Genomic DNA, 19,569 nt, shown 5'->3' with positions numbered 1-19,569 from the left:
AGTGCAGTGCGAGGGTAGGCTAACCTAACCTGGTGTTGGTCGACAGTCCCCCAGAACCCCGCGCGGAAGCCGCTCCCGCGCCACCCAAGCGCCGCGCGATACGCAGCATCGGACTGCTGGTGTCGGCGGCCGTGCTGCTGCTCGTCTTCTTCGCGAGCATCGCCGTCGGCGCCAAATCGATGTCCATGGACCAGGTCTGGCACGGCCTCTTCCAGGACTCGGGGACGTACGGGGACGTGGTGGTCGGCGAGCGGCTCGCGCGCAGCCTGCTCGGCCTGCTCGCCGGTGCCGCGCTCGGCCTCTCCGGCGCCGTCCTCCAGGCGCTCACCCGCAACCCGCTGGCCGACCCCGGACTGCTCGGCATCAACCTGGGCGCATCCGCCGCGGTCGTCACCGCGATCAGCTTCTTCGGCGTCACGTCGCTGAGCGGCTATGTGTGGTTCGCGTTCGTGGGCGCCGCGCTCGTCGGCGTACTCCTCTACATCCTCGGCGGCGCGCGCGGCGCGACCCCGGTGCGCCTGGCGCTGGCCGGCACCGCCATCAGCGCCGCGCTCTACGGCTATCTGCAAGCCGTGATGATCACGGACAACGCCGCGCTCAACAAGATGCGCTTCTGGACGGTCGGCTCCCTGGCCTCCGCCAACATGGACACCATCAAGCAGGTGCTGCCCTTCCTCGCGGTCGGCACCGTGCTCGCGCTCTCCCTGGCCCGGCCGCTGAACGCCATGGCCATGGGCGACGACACCGCCCGCGCGCTCGGCGCCCATCTGACCCGCACCCGCGCCCTGTCCATGGCCGCCGCGACCCTGCTGTGCGGCGCGGCGACGGCGGCCTGCGGGCCCATCGTCTTCGTCGGCCTGATGGTGCCGCACGTCGTGCGCTCCTTCACGGGGCCCGACATGCGCTGGATCCTGCCGTACTCGGCCCTCCTCTCGCCGGTCCTGCTGCTCGGCGCGGACGTCGTGGGACGCGTGGTGGCGCGGCCCGCGGAGCTCCAGGTGGGCATCGTGACCGCGGTCATCGGCGCGCCCGTCTTCATCTTTCTCGTACGTCGGCGGAAGTTGGCCCAGCTGTGAAGGCGCTACGCACCAGGGGCGGCCTCTCCGTCCGGATCGACCCGCGCACCTCGCTCGTCGTGGTCCTGCTGCTCGTGGGCGCGCTCACCGCGAGCGTCGTACTGATCGGCACCGGCGACTTCGAGATCCCCGCCGCCGACGTCGTCCGCACCCTGCTCGGCAACGGTGACGCGGGGCAGGAGTTCATCATCAACGAGCTGCGGCTGCCGAGGGTCCTGGTCGGACTGCTCGTCGGCGCGGCCCTCGGGCTCGGCGGCGCGCTCTTCCAGTCCATCGCGCGCAACCCGCTGGGCAGCCCGGACGTGCTCGGCCTCGGCCAGGGGTCGACCGCGGGCGCGCTCACGATGATCGTGCTCTTCCAGGGCAGCGCGGTCGAGGTCGCGGGCGGCGCGCTCGTCGGCGGTCTGGTCACCGGCCTCGCCATCTATCTGCTCGCCTGGAAGCGGGGCGTGCACGGCTACCGGCTCGTCCTGGTCGGCATCGGCGTCTCCGCCTTCATGACGGCCGTCAACGGCTATCTGCTCACCAAGGCCGACTTCGTCGACGCCGCCCGCGCGGTGGTCTGGATGACCGGCTCCCTCAACGGCCGCGACTGGGCCCAGGTCTGGCCGCTGCTCGCGCTCTGCGCCGTCCTCGTGCCCGTCGTGCTCGTGTACGGACGGCCGCTGCGGATGCTGGAGATGGGCGACGACGTCGCGAACGCGCTCGGCGTCCGCGTCGAACGCACCCGCTTCGTCCTGCTCATCGTCTCGGTGCTGCTCACCGCGGCCGCCACCGCCGCCGCGGGCCCGGTCGCCTTCGTCGCGCTCACCGCGCCGCAGCTGGCCCGGCGCCTGACCCGCTCGCCGGGGCCGAACCTGATGCCCGCGATGTTCATGGGCGCCACGCTCCTGATCGTCGCGGACTGGGCGTCGCAGCGCGCCTTCGGCGCCGACCAGCTGCCCGTCGGCGTCGTCACCGGCGTGCTCGGCGGCGGCTATCTGCTGTGGCTGCTCGTGACCCAGCGGAAGGCGGGACGGATTTGACGCGGCCCACGCGCTCGGAGACCTCCGACGCGACCATGAAGACCTCGAACGAACCTCAGGACCAGGAGCGTGCTGCTGTGAACCGCCTCATCGCCGACGACGTCACCCTCGGCTATGACCAGCGCGTCATCGCGGAGAAGCTGTCCGTCGAGATCCCGGACAACTCCTTCACCGTGATCGTGGGTCCCAACGCCTGCGGCAAGTCGACGCTGCTGCGCGCCCTGTCCCGGATGCTGAAGCCGTCCGCGGGGCGGGTGCTGCTCGACGGGAACGTCATCCAGTCGATGCCCGCCAAGAAGGTCGCCAAGACGCTCGGCCTGCTGCCCCAGTCGTCCATCGCGCCCGACGGGATCACCGTCGGCGACCTGGTGGCGCGCGGCCGCTACCCGCACCAGGGGCTGCTGCGGCAGTGGTCGGACGACGACGAGCGCATCGTCGACGAATCGATGGAGTCGACGGGCATCCGCGAACTCGCCGATCGCTATGTCGACGAACTCTCCGGCGGCCAGCGCCAGCGCGTGTGGATCGCCATGGCCCTCGCGCAGCAGACCCCGCTGCTGCTGCTCGACGAGCCGACGACGTTCCTCGACATCCAGCACCAGATCGACGTCCTCGACCTGTGCGCCGAACTCCACGAGGAGCAGGGCCGCACGCTCGTCGCCGTGCTGCACGACCTGAACCACGCCGCCCGCTACGCCACGCACCTCATCGCGCTGCGCGACGGCGCGGTCGTCGCCGAGGGCCCGCCCGCCGACATCGTCACGGCGGAACTGGTGGAGCAGACGTTCGGCATCCGCTGCCAGATCATCGACGACCCGGAGACGGGGACGCCGCTGGTGATCCCGGCGGCGCGGGCGGGGCGCAAGGCGCCGGTCAAGGCCGCGGTCTAGAGGTCCAGCGGTCCAGCAGCTCCGGCGGTCCGCGCGGGCGGTGGTCCGCGCGGGTTCAGAGCAGTGATCTGAGCCGCAGCAGGTCCCGGAAGCCGGCCTCCAGCTTCACCCGGCCCGAGGCCCACGCCTTGGTGAAGTTCAGCTCGCCCGCGACCATCGCCACCAGGTCGTCGCCGGTCATCGCGAGACGGATCTCCGCCTTCTCGCGCGGTGGCCCCTGGTGGGTGTCGAGCACCTTGATCCGGCCGTTCTCCAGACGCCCGGTGAAGGTGTCGTCGAGATCGGTGATGTGGCAGCTCAGTGAGCGGTTCAGGGCGACGGCACCGCGCACGTCGCCGTCGGCGGACGCGAGATTGTCCGAGAGTCTGTCGAGTGCCGTACGGCACTCCGCCATGGTCGCCATCGTGATCGACGGTACCGCAGCGCTTCGGGGTAGCGTCGTGCCATGAGCGACTCTCACGCGGGCCCGCAGGACGCGGGCGCGCAGGACGGCCCGGCCGCGGTCGAGCCCTCGTACGACCCCGCGGGCCCGGCCCCGCTCGGCGTCGAGCGCACCCCCACGGGGAACGCCGACGTGGACACCGAGCTGGCCCGCCTCGGCGACGCCGACCACCTCGCCACGGACGGACACATCGAGGTGTACGAGGATGTACACCGGGGCCTGCGCGACGCGCTGACCGCGCTCGACGCACGTCCCGGCCCGTCGGCGCCCGCCGGGGTGCCGACCCCTTCGTACAACAGGAGCTGAACCGAACGTGGCAGGAGTGGCACGACGCCGCCTCGACGCCGAGCTCGTCCGCAGGAAGCTCGCGCGCTCGCGCGAGCACGCGAGCCAGCTGATCGCCGCAGGCCGGGTCGCGGTCGGCAAGACCGTCGCGACCAAGCCCGCGACCCAGGTCGAGACGGCCGCCGCGATCGTGGTCTCGCAGGACGACAGCGACCCCGACTACGTCTCGCGCGGCGGGCACAAGCTCGCGGGCGCGCTCGCCGCCTTCGGACCGCGAGGGCTGGTCGTCGAGGGGCGGCGCGCCCTGGACGCGGGCGCCTCCACCGGCGGCTTCACCGACGTGCTGCTGCGCGCGGGCGCCGCGCACGTCGTCGCCGTCGACGTCGGCTACGGCCAGCTCGCCTGGTCCCTCCAGAGTGACGACCGGGTCACCGTGAAGGACCGTACGAACGTACGGGAGTTGACGCTCGAAGCCATCGACGGCATCCCCGTCGACCTGGTCGTCGGCGACCTCTCCTTCATCCCGCTCGGCCTGGTCCTGCCCGCCCTGGTGCGCTGCACGGCGCCGGACGCCGACCTCGCGCTCATGGTCAAGCCGCAGTTCGAGGTCGGCAAGGACCGGCTCGGCACCGGCGGCGTGGTGCGCAGCGCCGAACTGCGGGCCGAGACCGTGCGCGAGGTGGCGCGCCAGGCCTGGGGGCTCGGCCTCGGGGTGCGCGGGGTGACCGCGAGCCCGCTGCCCGGACCTTCCGGGAATGTCGAGTACTTTCTGTGGCTGCGTGCCGGGGCTCCCGAACTGGACCCGGCGGACGTTGACCGTGCCGTGGCGGAGGGGCCCCGTTGACCCAGACCCGAGTGACCCAGACCCGAGCTCGTACCGTCTTCCTGCTCGCGCACACGGGACGGCCCGCGGCCATCCGCAGCGCCGAGCTCGTCGTGCAGGGGCTGCTCCGCAGCGGCCTCGGCGTACGGGTCCTCGAGGCGGAGGCCGCCGACCTGCCGCTGCCCGACGAGGTCGAGACGGTCAAGGAGGCCACCGCCGAGTGCATCGACGACTGTGAGCTGATCGTCGTGCTCGGCGGCGACGGGACGCTGCTGCGCGGCGCCGAGTTCGCGCGCGCCTCCGGGGTGCCGATGCTCGGCGTCAACCTCGGACGCGTCGGCTTCCTCGCCGAGGCCGAGCGCGACGACCTCGACAAGGTCGTCGACCGGGTGGTCACCAAGGCGTACGAGGTCGAGGAGCGCATGACGATCGACGTCGTCGTGCACCGCAACGGCGACGTCGTGCACCGCGACTGGGCCCTGAACGAGGCCGCCGTGCAGAAGGTCTCGCCCGAGCGGATGCTCGAAGTCGTCCTGGAGATCGACGGGCGGCCCGTCACCGGCTTCGGCTGCGACGGCATCGTCTGTGCGACGCCGACCGGATCGACGGCGTACGCGTTCTCGGCGGGCGGGCCCGTGGTGTGGCCCGAGGTCGAGGCGCTGCTCATGGTGCCGATCAGCGCGCACGCGCTGTTCGCCAAGCCCCTGGTGACCTCGCCCGACTCGGTGCTCGCCGTAGAGGTCCAGCCGCACACGCCGCACGGAGTGCTCTGGTGCGACGGGCGGCGGACCGTCGAACTGCCCGCGGGCGCGCGGGTCGAGGTGCGCAGGGGAGAGGTGCCGGTGCGGCTCGCGCGGCTGCACCACGCCTCGTTCACGGATCGACTTGTCGCCAAGTTCGCACTGCCGGTCTCCGGGTGGCGGGGGGCGCCGCACTGACCCTCGGGGTCAGGTCGTGCCGACCACCGAGATCGCCCGCTTGCGCATCACGGCGCGGACCGGCAGACCGGTGGCGAGCAGGGTCAGCAGCAGCGTGCCCGTCGCGACCCCGCCCGGCACGGTCCAGGGTAGGTACGGCAGCGCGGAGCCGAACGCGGTGCTGAGGATCGGCGCCAGCGTGCCGAGCGCGATCGCGCCGCCGAGCAGCAGCGCCGTCCCCGCGACGACCACGGCCTCCCAGGCCGCCATCGCCCGCACCTGCGCGCGCTGACTGCCGACGACCCGCAGCAGGGCCACGTCGCGGCGGCGTTCGAAGGAGATCATCGCGAGGGTGTTCGCCGCGGCGATGGCGGCGAAACCCGCGTACAGACCCGTGCCCACGTAGTCGAGCCAGACCTCGCCGGGGCTGCCCGCCGATCCGGTGCGGTGCTGTGCCGTCGTATGCATGCCGATCTTGGTGAGCCCGAAGCCCACGACGAGGACGAGCGGCACGACCGCGGCGGAGAACCGGCGGGGCTGCGAGCGGATGTTGAGCATCGCGAGCCGCGCGCTCGGGCCGAACCGGCCCACCATCGAGGAGACCAGCCAGGCCGCGGGGCCGACGATGCGCGGGCCGAGCAGCCCGGCGCCGGCGCAGAAGAGGATCAGCACGAGGAACGCGCCCTCGCCCGCCTCGTCCGCCGGCTGCTTCGACAGGAGTACGGCGACCACGCACGCCCCCGCGATCGCGATCACCCCGAGCGGCGCGCGCAGGAACCCGAGGCCGCGCCGTCCGGTCGCCGCCTCGCCGAGCGCGCGGGCCGGGCGCAGCAGGGAGAAGCGCAGCGCGGAGAGGAACGCGGCGATGGTCGTCGTCACCACGGCCACGCCGACGCACACGGGCAGCGCGAGCCAGCTGAAGCGGAAGACGGCCTCGGCGGGCAGCAGCCCGTGCGAGACCATCCCCGCGTGCCACCAGCGGGCCGCGAGACCGCCCAGGGCGAAGCCGACGAGGGCGGCGGGGACCGACGCGCCGAGCGCCTGGACCGCCACGGCACGGCGGACCTGGCGCGGCCGGGCGCCGATCGAGCGGACCATGGCCAGCTCGCGGTGCTGCTGTGCCACGGCCGTGCCCATCGTCGACGCGACCACGAATATCGACATGTAGATCGAACCGATCAGCAGGACGACCGCCATGTCGCCCACGCCGTTCTCCGCGATCCGCGCGCGGGCGGCCGCGGAAAGCCCCTCGGTGGCTCCCGAGCCCGTCGCGGCGAGCATCATCGTGGACGCGCTCACCACGGTCGCGGCGAAGAGCGCGGCCACCGCCGTGCCCACGAAGGCCGGTCGGTGTGCGCTGAGAGCGGCTCGTGCCAGTCCTGTTGCCATGTGGATCATGGTCCTGCTCGGCGGCGGGTGAGGGCCATGTGGCGGGCCGGTGGATCTTTGGGGGGTTAACCCCACCGCGTGCCGGGGCCCGGCGACGCGGCGCGAGCCCTGGCCGTTCGGCGGCCCCGGGGGCGCCCACCAGGCGCCCACTCCCGCGAGTGACAGCGCCCCGGGGTGCGCCGCCGCCACCTGCGTCTTCGCGGAAGGAGGCCAGGGCCCGTCGCACACCGGGTCCCTGACCTCGTAAGGTCTTGTCCGTGTTGGAGGAGATGCGGATACGGTCGCTCGGAGTCATCGACGACGCGGTCGTCGAGCTGTCACCAGGTTTCACCGCCGTGACGGGTGAGACGGGTGCGGGCAAGACGATGGTGGTCACGAGCCTGGGCCTGCTGCTCGGCGGGCGCGCTGATCCCGCCCTGGTGCGGATCGGCGCGAAGTCGGCGGTGGTGGAGGGGCGCATCAGCGTGCCCGACGGTGCCTCGGCGGTCGTCCGCGCGGAGGAGGCCGGGGCCGAACTCGACGACGGAGCGCTGCTCATCAGCCGTACCGTTTCCGCCGAGGGGCGCTCGCGCGCGCATCTCGGCGGGCGTTCGGTGCCGGTCGGCCTGCTGTCCGAACTCGCCGACGACCTCGTCGCCGTGCACGGCCAGACCGACCAGCAGGGGCTGCTCAAGCCCGCCAGACAGCGCGGCGCCCTCGACCGGTACGCGGGCGACGCCGTCGCCGTGCCGCTGGCCAAGTACACGGCCGCCTACCGCAGGCTGCGGGCCGTCACCACCGAGGTCGACGAGATCACCACGCGCGCGCGTGAACGGGCCCAGGAAGCGGATCTGCTGCGTTTCGGCCTCGACGAGATCGCCGGCGTCGAGCCGCGCGCCGGCGAGGACGTCGAACTGGCGGGCGAGGCGGAGCGGCTCGGCCACGCGGAGGCCCTCGCCTCCGCCGCCACGTCCGCGCACGCCGCCCTCGCGGGCAATCCGGAGGACCCCGAGGGCGTCGACGCCACCACCCTGGTGGCGGGCGCCTCACGGGCCCTCGAAGCCGTCCGCTCCCACGACCCCGCGCTGTCCGCGCTCGCCGACCGGCTCGGCGAGATCGGGATCCTGCTCGGCGACGTCGCGGGCGAGCTCGCCGGATACGCGGACGACCTCGACGCCGACCCGCTGCGCCTGGCGGCCGTGGAGGAGCGGCGGGCCGCGCTGACCCAGCTCACCCGGAAGTACGGCGCGGACGTCGACGCCGTCCTCTCCTGGGCGGAGGAGGGGTCCGCGCGCCTCGGCGAACTGGAGGGCGACGACGACCGGTTGGGCGACCTGACGGCCGAGCGGGACGCGCTGCGGGCCGAACTCGCCGGGCTCGCCGCGGCGTTGACCGACGCGCGGCAGGAAGCGGCGTCGCGGTTCGCCGCGGCGGTCACGGAGGAACTGGCCTCCCTCGCGATGCCGCACGCGCGCGTGTCGATCGCCATCAGCGCCACGGAGGTTGCCGACGGCGGGGACGGGGTGGTCGTCGGTGACCGCACGGTCGCGTACGGGCCCGCGGGCGTCGACGAGGTCGAGCTCCTGCTCGCCCCGCATCCGGGCGCGCCGCCGCGGCCCATCGCCAAGGGGGCGTCGGGCGGTGAGCTGTCGCGCGTGATGCTCGCGGTCGAGGTCGTCTTCGCCGGTACGGATCCGGTGCCGACGTATCTGTTCGACGAGGTCGACGCGGGGGTAGGCGGCAAGGCGGCGGTCGAGATCGGCCGACGCCTCGCACGCCTGGCCAAGTCCGCCCAGGTCGTGGTCGTCACGCACCTGCCCCAGGTGGCGGCGTTCGCCGACCGGCAGCTGCTGGTGGAGAAGACGAACGACGGAATGGTGACGCGGTCCGGGGTCCAGGTGCTGGAGGGGGAGGACCGGGTACGGGAGCTCTCGCGGATGCTGGCGGGCCAGGAGGACTCGGAGACGGCGCGGGCGCATGCGGAGGAGCTGTTGGCGACGGCTCGGGGGGACGGGTAGGGGGCGGGTCGCTGGGCGCGGGCCGGGGCGGGGATTGTCTGCGGGTCTGGGTGGGCTGGTGCGCGGGGTTCGTCTGTGGGGCGGGGCCGTGGGGGTATGTACGTACTCGCTATCCCGGGGCGGGGCTCACTTGGACTTGCTTCCTTGCCTCGGTGGCCGCTTGTGCTCCGTGCGCACATACCCCCACGTCCCCTCGGGACGGCTGCGCGGCCGTCGGCCGGTGGGGGTCGCCCCACATGCACCCGGACCGTGCCGCTGTCCCACCGGTCCGCAGTCGCGAGACGGCCTGAGGGGACGTGGCGGTATGTCTGCCCGGAGCACAGAGGGCCGCGTGCCGAGGTGCATGAGGGTGGCGGCTCACCGGGATAGCGAGGACGGACATACCGCCGCGGCCCCGCCCCACGACGCACACCCGGCGAGACAGGAGCCACCGGCCCCTACAGGCCACCCACAAAGGCAACAGATTCACCCGTGTGGGTGATAGCTAACTGGGAGTTGCCCGTTCAAACGTGGAAGTGACCTTTCGGCGGTGCCGGAACGCCCGTGCGGACTGGCATCCTTGGCGCAGCATCTGCCCGACCCGCCCGAGCACCTACCGACGCAGACTCAGGAGCCCCGGCCACGTGAGCCACGTGAGCAGCCACTCGCCGCACGGACAGACGTCGCTGCACACCGTTCAAGTCCTCGGCGGCGGCAGCGCGGGCAGCAGCGCGCATGTCAGATCGCTGGCGGCGGGACTTGCCGCCCGGGGCGTACGGGTCACCGTGTGCGCCCCCGAAGAGGCCGCCCGCGCGTACGACTTCGCGGCCACCGGCGCCCGGCACGTCCCGGTGCCGCGCAGCGGTGACCCCGCGTCCGTCGCCGCCCTGCGCGCGGCCTGCGCCGAGGCCGACCTCGTGCACGCGCACGGACTGCACGCAGCCCTGCGCGCCTCCGTGGCGCTGACCGGACGCCGTACCCCGCTCGTCGTCACCTGGCACACCCGCTCGCACGCGGAAGGCTCCCGCGCCCGGGTGCTGCGCCTCCTGGAGCGGCGCGTGGCGAAGGCCGCGGCCGTGGTGCTCGGCACCTCGTCCGACCTCGTGGACCGGGCCCGCAGCAGGGGCGCCCGCGACGCCAGGCTCGCGGCCGTCGCGCTGCCCCCGCCGCGCAGGACGGGACCACCCGAGGAACCGGACGGCCTCCTGCACAAGGCCCGTGCCGAACTCGGCGCCGTGGACCGCCCGTTGATCCTGGCCGTCGGCGCGCTCGAACGGCACCGCGGCTACGACCACCTCCTGGACGCCACCCGAGGCTGGCGGCACCTGGATCCGCTGCCGCTGCTCGTCGTCGCGGGGGAGGGGCCCGAACGGGGCGCCCTGCAACGGCGCATCGAGGCCGAGGGGCTGCCCGCCCGGCTGGTGGGGCGGCGCGACGACGTGCCCGAGCTGCTCGCGGCCGCCGATCTCGCGGTGGTGCCGGGCAGCTGGGAGTCCCGTTCCGTGCTCGCCCAGGAGGCCCTGCACGCGCGCGTGCCGCTCGTGGCGACCGCCGTGGGCGGCATCCCCGAACTGGTCGGCGACGCCGCCGAGCTCGTCCCGTACGGCGACGCGGAGGCCCTCGGCACCGCTGTGGCACGCCTGCTGGCCGATCCGGTGCGCAGGGACGAGCTGAAGGACAGGGGCGACGCGCAGATCGCCACCTGGCCGACCGAGGACGACACCGTCACCCAGGTGCTCAGCGTGTACGACGAGTTGACGCAGCCCGTGCCGTACAGCTGAGGCGCCTCACGTCACGTGGCGGCGCGCCCGCAGGGCCAGACTCAGGGCGAGCACCGTCTGGGGGTCGTCCAGGTCGGTGCCGAGGAGTTCGCTTATCCGGGCCAGGCGGTTGTACAGGGTCTGGCGATTGAGGTGGAGTTCGCGTGCCGTCTCCGCCTTGCGGCCCGCGTGCGCCAGATACGTCTGGAGCGTGGGCAGCAGCGGCGGCTTGGAGCGTTCGTCGTGGGCGCGCAGTGGGCCGATCGCGCGGTCCACGAAGGCCGCCAGGTCGGGGTGGTCGCGCAGCCGCCACAGGAGCAGGTCGATGTCCAGGCGCCGCGCGTCGTACCAGGGGCGGTCGGACAGGCCCTGCGCGGCGGCCGCCGTCTCCGCCGCGTGCCGCAGGCCCGCGGAGGCCGCGGCCCAGCCGCCCGCGACCCCGACCACGACGACCGGCGGCTGCGCCCCGGGGCGTCGCATCCCGGCCCGCTCCACACCGGCCCGCAGCGCGGCCGCCACGCGGTCGGCCACGGCGGTGCGCTCCGACTCCGAGCGCAGCCCCAGGAGCAGGGGTACGCGGCCCTCCACGGGACGTACGCCGAGGAGTACGGGCACCCCCACCGACGCCAGCTCCTCGGCGACGGCGCGGGCGAGGACCGCCCAGCCGCCGCCGGTCGGCAGCCCGTCGGCGAGCCGCATCACGACCGGCAGGAGCGGGCTCTCGCCGGGCTTGAAGCCGAGGACGCGGGCCTGCGCGGGCGCGTCGTCGGCGGCGATCCTGCCCTCCGCGAGATCGGTGAGGAAGTCACCGCGGCCGCGCGCCGCGAGCTCCTCCTCCTGGCGGGCCTGCATGAGCACCACCGCGAGGCTGCTCGCGGCCCGCTCCGCGGCGATGCGGTGCACGGGGAGCGGCGCGGCCTCCACGGCGAGCAGTACGAGCCTGGCCCGCACCGAGCCGGTTCCCGGGCCGCCGCCGGGCACGTCGACGAGGACCGCGCCCGCGGGCGGCCCGTCCTTGCGGTGCCCCCGAAGTCCCTCCCACACCTGGAGCGGGTCGGCGCACTCGGTGCCCGCGCCCGCGGCGTACAGGAGCTGGCCGTCGGCCGTCTCCAGGAAGACCGGGTTGCCGCTGAACTCGGCGAGGATGCCGAGCACTTGGGGCACCCCGCCGCCGCCGAGGAGCGCCTCGGTGCAGCGCCTGTGCACCTCCTCGGCCCGCTGGAGGAGCGCGTAGTGGCCGTTGACGATCTCGGTGTGCACTTCTTCGGTGACCGTCACGAACGGCACCTCGCGGTGCAGCTGCACCAGTGGCAGACCGGCCGCCCGCGCGGTGTCCACGATCGCCGCGGGCAGCCGGGTGAAGCGCGGACCCAGCTCGACCACGAGCGCCGCGATGCCGCGCTCGGCGAGGTTGCGCACGAAGGCCCGCTGTTCGGCGGGGCGCGCGCCGAGGCCGAGGCCGGTGGTGAGCAGCAGCTCGCCGCCCTTGAGCAGCGACGCGATGTTGGGCACCTCGCCCGCGTGTACCCACCGCACGGTCCGCTGCAGCCGCTCCGCGCCCGCGACGATCTCGGGGAGGCCGCTGCGCAGGCCCGGCAGTTCCAGCGCGCGCTGCACGGTGATGCCGGCCTGAGTGCTGCCCTGACTGTCCATGGCGCGGACGCTACCGGGGCGCACGTTCCCGGCACATCTCCGGCCGATCGCGGCCCGGGGCGAACGGCCGGGCGGGGCGACAACTCATCGCTTTTCCGCGGGAATTGCGCGACCCCCTGTCGGTTGTGACGTACGTCACAACCGACAGGGGGTCGGGGTGCTATCCGCCGTACGCGCCCGACGCCGTCAGCCGCAGTGCCGTGTCGATCAGCGGCACGTGGCTGAAGGCCTGCGGGAAGTTGCCGACCTGGCGTTGCAGGCGCGGGTCCCACTCCTCGGCGAGCAGGCCGAGGTCGTTGCGGAGCGCGAGCAGCTTCTCGAAGAGCTTGCGGGCCTCGTCGACCCGGCCGATCATCGCGAGGTCGTCGGCCATCCAGAACGAGCAGGCGAGGAACGCCCCCTCGTCCCCTTCGAGGCCGTCCACGCCCGCGTCGTCGCCGGAGGTGGGGTAGCGCAGGATGAAGCCGTCCGACGTGGACAGCTCGCGCTGGATCGCCTCGATCGTGCCGATGACGCGCTTGTCGTCGGGCGGCAGGAAGCCCATCTGCGGGATGAGCAGCAGCGAGGCGTCCAGCTCCTTGGAGCCGTACGACTGCGTGAAGGTGTTCCGCTCCTTGTCGTAGCCCTTCTCGCACACGTCCCGGTGGATGTCGTCGCGCAGCTCGCGCCACTTCTCCAGCGGGCCGTCCGCGTCGCCGGACTCGATGAGCTTGATGGTGCGGTCCACCGCGACCCAGACCATCACCTTGGAGTGCACGAAGTGGCGGCGCGGCCCGCGCACCTCCCAGATGCCCTCGTCCGGCTGGTCCCAGTGCGTCTCCAGGTAGCGGATCAGCTTGAGCTGGAGCAGCGAGGCGTAGTCGTTGCGGGCCAGGCCCGTCATGTGGGCCAGGTGCAGGGCCTCGGTGACCTCGCCGTACACGTCGAGCTGGAGCTGGTGCGCGGCGCCGTTGCCCGCCCGGACCGGCTGGGAGTTCTCGTACCCGGGAAGCCAGTCGAGCTCGGTCTCGCCCAGCTCGCGCTCGCCCGCGATGCCGTACATGATCTGCAGGTTCTCCGGGTCGCCCGCGACCGCCCGCAGGAGCCACTCGCGCCAGGCGCGGGCCTCCTCGCGGTAGCCGGTGCGCAGCAGCGAGGAGAGCGTGATCGCGGCGTCGCGCAGCCAGGTGAAGCGGTAGTCCCAGTTGCGCGAGCCCCCGATGTCCTCGGGCAGTGAGGTGGTGGGTGCCGCGACGATCCCGCCGGTCGGCGCGTAGGTGAGCGCCTTGAGCGTGATCAGCGAGCGGACCACGGCCTCCCGATAGGGGCCGTGGTACGTACAGTGCTCGACCCACTCCCGCCAGAAGGTCTCCGTGGCGGTGAGCGCCGCCTCGGGCTCGGGCAGCGCGGGCGGCTCTTTGTGCGAGGGCTGCCACGAGATGGTGAACGCGATCCGGTCGCCCGGCGCCACCGTGAAGTCCGAGTAGGTGGTCAGGTCCTTGCCGAAGGTCTCGGCCGAGGTGTCCAGCCAGACCGAGTCGGGTCCCGCGACGGCCACCGTGCGCCCGTCGACCTTGTGGACCCAGGGGACCACTCGGCCGTAGCTGAAGCGCATGCGCAGTGCCGAGCGCATCGGCACCCGGCCGCTGACGCCCTCGACGATCCGCACGAGCTGCGGGGCGTCGGTGTCGCGCGGCGGCATGAAATCGATCACGCGGACGGTGCCGCGGGGGGTGTCCCACTCGGATTCGAGCACCAGGGAGTCGCCGCGATAGGTGCGGCGCGCGGCAGCCGGTGGCTGCGCTTCCGGTGCGTGTGCGGGCCCGAGGCGCCAGAAGCCGTGCTCCTCGGTGCCCAACAGGCCGGCGAATACGGCGTGGGAGTCGAAGCGGGGCAGGCACAGCCAGTCGACTGTGCCGTCCCGGCAGACCAAAGCGGCGGTCTGCATGTCTCCGATGAGTGCGTAGTCCTCGATGCGCCCGGCCACGTGCATCTCCAGTCGAACGGCCACGTTCGCCCCGCGGGGCGCTTACTGGTCAGCGGTCAAGTGATCGTTGACGAGCGCTTGTTCCGGGTGCAGGGCGGGGTGATGCCGTGTGCCGGAGGGGGCTCGGCAGCGAGTGTCCGAGCAGGATACGACGCACCCTAGTGATCTGCGCGCCCCTCCGGACAACGCGGCTACGCCGAACGGGTGAGCGCCTGGTGAGAGGGGGTGTGCGGGCCCACAAGAGGGGCGTGCGGGTCTGGTGACCGAGATGTGTGCGCCCCGTGGCGGAGCGTGGCCGGAAGCGGTCCCGTCCCGTCGCTGATACCCTGGTAGCCCGTGAGCCGGTGGTCATAGAACCCCCGAACCGCAGCGACGGCGCCTCCCCGAACCCCTGGTGAGGGCGCCGGAACGCACCTCCAGACCGCGACCACGGGAGCCCCCCTTTGGCTATGCAGCCCGCTGCTTTTCGAAACAGCACAGCCACGACGACCAAGCACATCTTCGTCACCGGGGGTGTCGCCTCCTCGCTCGGCAAGGGGCTGACGGCCTCCAGCCTTGGCGCGCTGCTCAAGGCACGGGGTCTGCGCGTCACCATGCAGAAGCTCGACCCGTACCTGAACGTCGACCCGGGCACGATGAACCCGTTCCAGCACGGCGAGGTGTTCGTCACCAACGACGGCGCCGAGACCGACCTGGACATCGGCCACTACGAGCGCTTCCTCGACGTCGACCTCGACGGCTCGGCGAACGTGACCACGGGCCAGGTCTACTCCCAGGTGATCGCCAAGGAGCGGCGCGGCGAGTACCTCGGCGACACCGTCCAGGTCATCCCGCACATCACCAACGAGATCAAGCACCGCATCCGCCGCATGGCCACGGACGACGTCGACGTCGTGATCACCGAGGTCGGCGGCACCGTCGGCGACATCGAGTCGCTGCCGTTCCTGGAGACCGTCCGCCAGGTCCGCCACGAGGTCGGCCGCGACAACGTCTTCGTCGTGCACATCTCGCTGCTGCCCTACATCGGCCCCTCCGGCGAGCTGAAGACCAAGCCGACCCAGCACTCCGTCGCCGCCCTGCGCAACATCGGCATCCAGCCCGACGCGATCGTGCTGCGCGCCGATCGCGAGGTGCCGACCGCCATCAAGCGCAAGATCTCGCTGATGTGCGACGTCGACGAGGCCGCCGTGGTCGCCGCCATCGACGCCAAGTCGATCTACGACATCCCGAAGGTCCTGCACACCGAGGGCCTGGATGCCTACGTGGTGCGCAAGCTCGACCTGCCGTTCCGCGACGTCGACTGGACCCAGTGGGACGACCTGCTCGACCGCGTGCACAACCCCGAGCACGAGGTCACCGTCGCCCTGGTCGGCAAGTACATCGACCTGCCCGACGCCTACCTGTCGATCACCGAGGCCATGCGCGCCGGCGGCTTCGCCAACAAGGCCCGCGTCAAGGTCAAGTGGGTCACCTCGGACGACTGCAAGACCCCGGCGGGCGCCAAGAAGCAGCTCGGCGACGTCGACGCGATCCTCATCCCCGGCGGCTTCGGCGACCGCGGTGTGAACGGCAAGATCGGCGCGATCCAGTTCGCCCGCGAGAACAAGGTGCCGCTGCTCGGCATCTGCCTCGGCCTCCAGTGCATCGTGATCGAGGCCGCCCGCAACCTCGCGGACATCCCCGACGCCAACTCCACCGAGTTCGACGCCGCCACCGCCCACCCGGTGATCTCCACCATGGCCGAGCAGCTCGACATCGTCGCGGGCGACGGCGACATGGGCGGCACGATGCGCCTGGGCATGTACCCCGCCAAGCTCGCCGAGGGCTCCATCGCCCGTGAGGTGTACGACGGCAAGGAGTACGTGGAGGAGCGCCACCGTCACCGTTACGAGGTGAACAACGGCTACCGCGCCGAGCTGGAGAAGAAGGCCGGGCTGCAGTTCTCCGGCACCTCCCCGGACGGCAAGCTCGTCGAGTACGTCGAGTACCCGCGCGAGGTGCACCCCTACCTGGTCGCCACGCAGGCCCACCCGGAGCTGCGCTCGCGCCCGACGCGTCCGCACCCGCTCTTCGCCGGTCTGGTGAAGGCCGCCGTCGAGCGCCAGCAGGGCGGCAAGCCGGGCGCCAAGTCCGGTAAGTAACACCGGGGAGTTACCGTTGCCGGGGTGCGTGCCTGAAGAGGCGCGCACCCCGGTTTCTGTTTGCACGTGTGGGAGGACAGGGCGACATGACGATCAAGGACACCGCCGAGGAGTGGCAGGTCACGGCGAGCCGGACGCCGTTCGTCGGGAACAAGACGTCCGTCCGCACCGATGACGTGGTCATGCCCGACGGCACCGTGGCGCACCGTGACTACCAGGTGCACCCCGGCTCGGTGGCGGTCCTCGCGCTCGACGACGCGGGCCGCGTCCTGGTCATCCGTCAGTACCGCCACCCCGTCCGCCAGAAGCTCTGGGAGATCCCCGCGGGGCTCCTGGACGTCCCCGGCGAGAACCCGCTGCACGCCGCCCAGCGCGAGCTCTACGAAGAGGCGCACGTCAAGGCCGAGGACTGGCGCGTCCTGACCGACGTCTACACCACGCCCGGCGGCTGCGACGAGGCCGTGCGGGTCTTCCTCGCCCGTGATCTCTCCGAGGCGGAGGGCGAGCGCTTCGAGGTCTCCGAGGAGGAGGCCGACATGGAGCTGGCCCGCGTTCCGCTGGCGGAGCTCGTGCGGGGTGTGCTCGCGGGGGAGTTGCACAACAACTGTCTCGTGGTGGGTGTGCTTTCGCTGGCCGCGGCGTTGGGGGGTGACGGGGTTGATGTGTTGCGCTCTGCCGAGGTGGCGTGGCCTGCGCGGCCCTTTGAGGTGTGAGTACGTTTCTGGCGGGGCGCGGCGGGGGAATCTGCGGGCCGGTTGTGGCTGGTCGCGCAGTTCCCCGCGCCCCTGAAGGATTGCGCCGTTCCTCGCGCCCCTAAAAGATTGCGCAGTTCCCCGCGCCCCTAATCCGCCGCGCCCCTAACCTTCCGCGCCTCCCGCCCCCCCCGCGCCCCTGACACCCCTCGCCGCTCGACCCCGCGGCAGTTGGCCCTTCCGATATGACGATCCACTGATCCGATCGGGGGACTTGTGCGCGGCGTGCGGCCGGGAGGGGTGTGGGGGCTGAACTAGGCTCTGAAAGCGTCCCGCCCGGAGTCCCGGCGGGTTCGTGCAGGCGGACGGGAGCGTGGCCCGTGACGGATCAGGCGGTCGACACGGACGGTGCGGCGGCGGGTGGCGCTGTGCCGTCGCCCGTGGGTGCCGCGGCCCGGCCGACGAAGGATCAGTTCGTCGGCAGACGCCGGGAGTTGAAGGAACTCCGCGCCGACATCGACCGGGCGGGCCTCGACACCCTCGCGGGCCGCAAGACGCCCCGGGCACGCGTTCTGCTGATCGCCGGACGCCCCGGCTCCGGCCGCACCTCGCTCGCGGTGGAACTCGCGCGGCAGCTCGCGGACGACTACCCCGACGGGGTGCTCCGCGCCCGCCTCACCGAACCCGACGGCGCCCGGGTCCCCACCGAGCGCACCGCCCGTGAGCTGCTCGACGCGCTGGCCGTGCCCGCGCCGCCCGGAGCCTGTGAGGACGACCTCTCCGGCGCGCTCAGGGACGCGCTCGCCGACCGCAGGGCGCTGCTCCTGCTGGACGACGCGGCCGACGCCGAACAGGTCGACCCGCTGCTCCCCGACGCCCCCGACTGCCTGGTCGTCGCCGTCTCCGAGGGGCCGCTCACCGGCATCCCCGACGTACGGCCGTGCACGCTGGGCGGTCTGGACAAGGGCGCAGCCGTCGAGCTGCTCGCGCGGGCCTCGGGCCCCGTGCGCATCACCGTCGACCCGCGCTCGGCCGAGTCCCTCGTCGAGGCGTGCCAGGCGCACCCCGAGGCGCTGGTGCTGGCCGGCGGCTGGCTCTCGGTGCGGCCCAAGGCCGCCGTCGCCGACCTGGCCAAGCAGGTGCACGACATGCCGGACGAGGGGTCCGCCCTCGCGCGTGTCTTCCACCACACGTACGCCTCGCTGCCCGCGCCCGCCGCGCGGATACTGCGATTCCTCTCGCTCGCCCCGGCGGGTCACGTCGACCCGCACACCGCGTCCGCTCTCGCGGGCTGCTCGGTCTCCGCCGCCCGCACCACCCTGGACGACTTCGTGGCGCTCGGCCTGGTGCGCGCCGTGGACTCGCCGCTGCCGCAGTACGAGGTGCCGGGCTGTCTGGTGCCGCTCCTGCGGGCCCGCACCGAGAGCCAGGACCGGCCCGCCGAGGTCCAGCTGGCCAGGGCCAGGATGCTGGAGCGGACCGTGCGGCTGCTCCAGTCCTGCCGCGCCGTCACCGAGCCGGACGGCTCGGCGGCCCGCAAGAAGCTCGCGGGGCTGCCGCGCGCGCTGCGCTTCCCCTCCGCCGCCGCTGCCGCCGAGTGGCTGGCGATCCGGCAGCCCGCGCTGCTCGCCGCCGCCCGCCTCGCGGTGGCCGACGGGGAGCTCGACACCCTGGCGCGGCGCCTGATGGCCGCCCTGGTCAGGGCCCTGGTCGCGCACCGCGGCACGGAGGACGCGGCGCCGGTCCTCTACGGGATCCATCAGCTGGTGCTCGACGTCGCCGAGCGGCGGAAGCTGCCGCGTGAGCAGGCCGCCGCGCTGCTGAACCTCGCGGACCTGGACGCGCAGACCGGACGTACGCGGGAGGCGCTGGCCCGCTACCGGGCGGCGCTGGACGCGGGACGCGCGGCGGGCGACCCGTACGCGACCGGACGCGCGATGGAATCCGTAGGCGGTGCCTATCAGGAGCTGGGGGACTGGCCGCGGGCCTCCGACTGGTACGGCAGGGCGCTCGCCCAGCGCCTTGCCCGCGACGAGCGCGCGGACGCCGCCAGGCTCTACGGCCGGATCGGTGCGGTGCACACCTACGCGGGCCGCTACGGAGAGGCGCTGCGCAACTGGAGTTCGTCCGTCACCGGGCACCGCAAGAACGGCGATGTGGCCGCCCAGGCGCGGGCGTTGAGCGAGATGGCGCGGGTCCAGGAGTACGCGGGGCGGCCCGAGGAGTCGCTCCGTACCTGCCAGGAGGCCGTGGAGTGGGCGCGGCACGCCAAGGACGTACGCCTCCAGGCCGCGTTGCAGCTCAGGCTCGCGGACACCCTGGAGCGCCTCGGCGACCCGGCGGCCGCCCGGCTGCACCGGGGCGCGGCCGAGCGCATGCTGGGAACGGAGTTCCCGGCAGCCGCCAGGCTTGAAACGAACGGTGGAGCGGAGCCTTCCGCCTGCGAAATCCGTAGTGCATCCACAGAAGATTGAAGTATTGAAAGGCTAGACAGCGAGAAATCCTTCATTAGACTGGCTCCGCCGCGTACATCC

The 19,569-nt window shown here is 72.9% G+C and carries 15 protein-coding genes; 11 read left to right on the top strand and 4 right to left on the bottom strand.

The annotated features are described in order from the left end of the window. Positions 1-32: 32 nt before the first annotated feature. Genes ACIO9J_RS40990 through ACIO9J_RS40980 form a run of 3 tightly spaced genes read left to right on the top strand, consistent with a single transcriptional unit; the run spans position 33 to position 2,991 of the window. A complete protein-coding gene (locus tag ACIO9J_RS40990) occupies positions 33-1,076 on the top strand; it encodes a FecCD family ABC transporter permease (RefSeq protein WP_402010524.1) in 1,044 nt (347 codons plus the stop codon). Then, a complete protein-coding gene (locus ACIO9J_RS40985) occupies positions 1,073-2,101 on the top strand; it encodes a FecCD family ABC transporter permease (RefSeq protein WP_402010522.1) in 1,029 nt (342 codons plus the stop codon). Before ACIO9J_RS40990 ends, ACIO9J_RS40985 begins: the two co-directional genes overlap by 4 nt. A 35-nt stretch (positions 2,102-2,136) precedes the next feature. Beyond that, entirely contained in the window at positions 2,137-2,991 is an 855-nt protein-coding gene (locus ACIO9J_RS40980; protein ID WP_402010521.1) for an ABC transporter ATP-binding protein, read from the top strand. A gap of 55 nt (positions 2,992-3,046) precedes the next feature. On the opposite strand, the gene ACIO9J_RS40975 is transcribed toward ACIO9J_RS40980, so the two are convergent. Beyond that, entirely contained in the window at positions 3,047-3,394 is a 348-nt protein-coding gene (locus ACIO9J_RS40975) for an alkyl sulfatase C-terminal domain-containing protein (RefSeq protein ID WP_402010519.1), read from the bottom strand. 42 nt (positions 3,395-3,436) lie between these two features. On the opposite strand from ACIO9J_RS40975, the gene ACIO9J_RS40970 reads away from it, so the two are divergent. Genes ACIO9J_RS40970 through ACIO9J_RS40960 form a run of 3 tightly spaced genes read left to right on the top strand, consistent with a single transcriptional unit; the run spans position 3,437 to position 5,479 of the window. Next, on the top strand, positions 3,437-3,739 hold the full coding sequence (locus ACIO9J_RS40970; RefSeq protein ID WP_402010517.1) for a hypothetical protein: 303 nt from the start codon (positions 3,437-3,439) through the stop codon (positions 3,737-3,739). Between the two features lie 7 nt (positions 3,740-3,746). Further along, positions 3,747-4,562 (top strand): TlyA family RNA methyltransferase, encoded by an 816-nt coding sequence (locus ACIO9J_RS40965; protein ID WP_402010515.1) that lies wholly within the window; start codon positions 3,747-3,749, stop codon positions 4,560-4,562. Positions 4,563-4,573: 11 nt separating this feature from the next. Further along, the gene (locus tag ACIO9J_RS40960; RefSeq protein ID WP_384555101.1) at positions 4,574-5,479 is read left to right on the top strand and encodes an NAD kinase; all 906 of its coding nucleotides are present in this window, start codon (positions 4,574-4,576) and stop codon (positions 5,477-5,479) included. A 9-nt stretch (positions 5,480-5,488) separates the two neighbouring features. On the opposite strand, the gene ACIO9J_RS40955 is transcribed toward ACIO9J_RS40960, so the two are convergent. Next, positions 5,489-6,847: an FtsX-like permease family protein gene (locus ACIO9J_RS40955; RefSeq protein WP_402010513.1), complete on the bottom strand. Its 1,359-nt coding sequence runs from the start codon at positions 6,845-6,847 to the stop codon at positions 5,489-5,491. A 269-nt stretch (positions 6,848-7,116) separates the two neighbouring features. Here ACIO9J_RS40955 and recN point away from each other — a divergent pair, with 269 nt between their 5' ends. Both recN and ACIO9J_RS40945 read left to right on the top strand, forming a co-directional pair. After that, a complete protein-coding gene (recN, locus tag ACIO9J_RS40950) occupies positions 7,117-8,844 on the top strand; it encodes a DNA repair protein RecN (protein ID WP_402010550.1) in 1,728 nt (575 codons plus the stop codon). Between the two features lie 623 nt (positions 8,845-9,467). After that, the gene (locus tag ACIO9J_RS40945; RefSeq protein ID WP_402010511.1) at positions 9,468-10,604 is read left to right on the top strand and encodes a glycosyltransferase family 4 protein; all 1,137 of its coding nucleotides are present in this window, start codon (positions 9,468-9,470) and stop codon (positions 10,602-10,604) included. Between the two features lie 6 nt (positions 10,605-10,610). On the opposite strand, the gene ACIO9J_RS40940 is transcribed toward ACIO9J_RS40945, so the two are convergent. Further along, the gene (locus ACIO9J_RS40940; protein WP_402010509.1) at positions 10,611-12,236 is read right to left on the bottom strand and encodes a PucR family transcriptional regulator; all 1,626 of its coding nucleotides are present in this window, start codon (positions 12,234-12,236) and stop codon (positions 10,611-10,613) included. A 160-nt stretch (positions 12,237-12,396) separates the two neighbouring features. Next, entirely contained in the window at positions 12,397-14,208 is a 1,812-nt protein-coding gene (locus tag ACIO9J_RS40935; RefSeq protein ID WP_402010548.1) for a glycoside hydrolase family 15 protein, read from the bottom strand. A gap of 443 nt (positions 14,209-14,651) precedes the next feature. Here ACIO9J_RS40935 and ACIO9J_RS40930 point away from each other — a divergent pair, with 443 nt between their 5' ends. The 3 genes from ACIO9J_RS40930 to ACIO9J_RS40920 all read left to right on the top strand — a co-directional run bounded on the left by ACIO9J_RS40930 (position 14,652) and on the right by ACIO9J_RS40920 (position 19,509). Further along, positions 14,652-16,343, top strand: a complete 1,692-nt coding sequence (locus tag ACIO9J_RS40930; protein ID WP_402010547.1) for a CTP synthase — start codon at positions 14,652-14,654, stop codon at positions 16,341-16,343. Positions 16,344-16,429: 86 nt separating this feature from the next. Further along, complete coding sequence (locus tag ACIO9J_RS40925; RefSeq protein ID WP_402010507.1) at positions 16,430-17,056, top strand: NUDIX domain-containing protein; 627 nt, start codon at positions 16,430-16,432, stop codon at positions 17,054-17,056. Positions 17,057-17,415: 359 nt separating this feature from the next. After that, complete coding sequence (locus ACIO9J_RS40920; protein ID WP_402010505.1) at positions 17,416-19,509, top strand: tetratricopeptide repeat protein; 2,094 nt, start codon at positions 17,416-17,418, stop codon at positions 19,507-19,509. The last annotated feature ends 60 nt before the right edge of the window (positions 19,510-19,569 follow it).

This window comes from Streptomyces sp. NPDC087300, assembly GCF_044744425.1.
Taxonomy (GTDB): domain Bacteria; phylum Actinomycetota; class Actinomycetes; order Streptomycetales; family Streptomycetaceae; genus Streptomyces.
Note: the sequence above shows the minus strand (reverse complement) of the source record. Positions and strands in the feature narration are given on the sequence as shown.

Bases quoted from the DNA above. Each gene is read 5' to 3' on its own strand.
- ACIO9J_RS40980 (WP_402010521.1), top strand. From the start codon at position 2,137: ATGAAGACCTCGAACGAACCTCAGGACCAGGAGCGTGCTGCTGTGAAC.
- ACIO9J_RS40975 (WP_402010519.1), bottom strand. From the start codon at position 3,394: ATGGCGACCATGGCGGAGTGCCGTACGGCACTCGACAGACTCTCGGAC.
- ACIO9J_RS40970 (WP_402010517.1), top strand. From the start codon at position 3,437: ATGAGCGACTCTCACGCGGGCCCGCAGGACGCGGGCGCGCAGGACGGC.
- ACIO9J_RS40955 (WP_402010513.1), bottom strand. From the start codon at position 6,847: ATGGCAACAGGACTGGCACGAGCCGCTCTCAGCGCACACCGACCGGCC.
- recN (WP_402010550.1), top strand. From the start codon at position 7,117: ATGCGGATACGGTCGCTCGGAGTCATCGACGACGCGGTCGTCGAGCTG.
- ACIO9J_RS40940 (WP_402010509.1), bottom strand. From the start codon at position 12,236: ATGGACAGTCAGGGCAGCACTCAGGCCGGCATCACCGTGCAGCGCGCG.
- ACIO9J_RS40935 (WP_402010548.1), bottom strand. From the start codon at position 14,208: ATGCACGTGGCCGGGCGCATCGAGGACTACGCACTCATCGGAGACATG.
- ACIO9J_RS40930 (WP_402010547.1), top strand. From the start codon at position 14,652: ATGCAGCCCGCTGCTTTTCGAAACAGCACAGCCACGACGACCAAGCAC.
- ACIO9J_RS40925 (WP_402010507.1), top strand. From the start codon at position 16,430: ATGACGATCAAGGACACCGCCGAGGAGTGGCAGGTCACGGCGAGCCGG.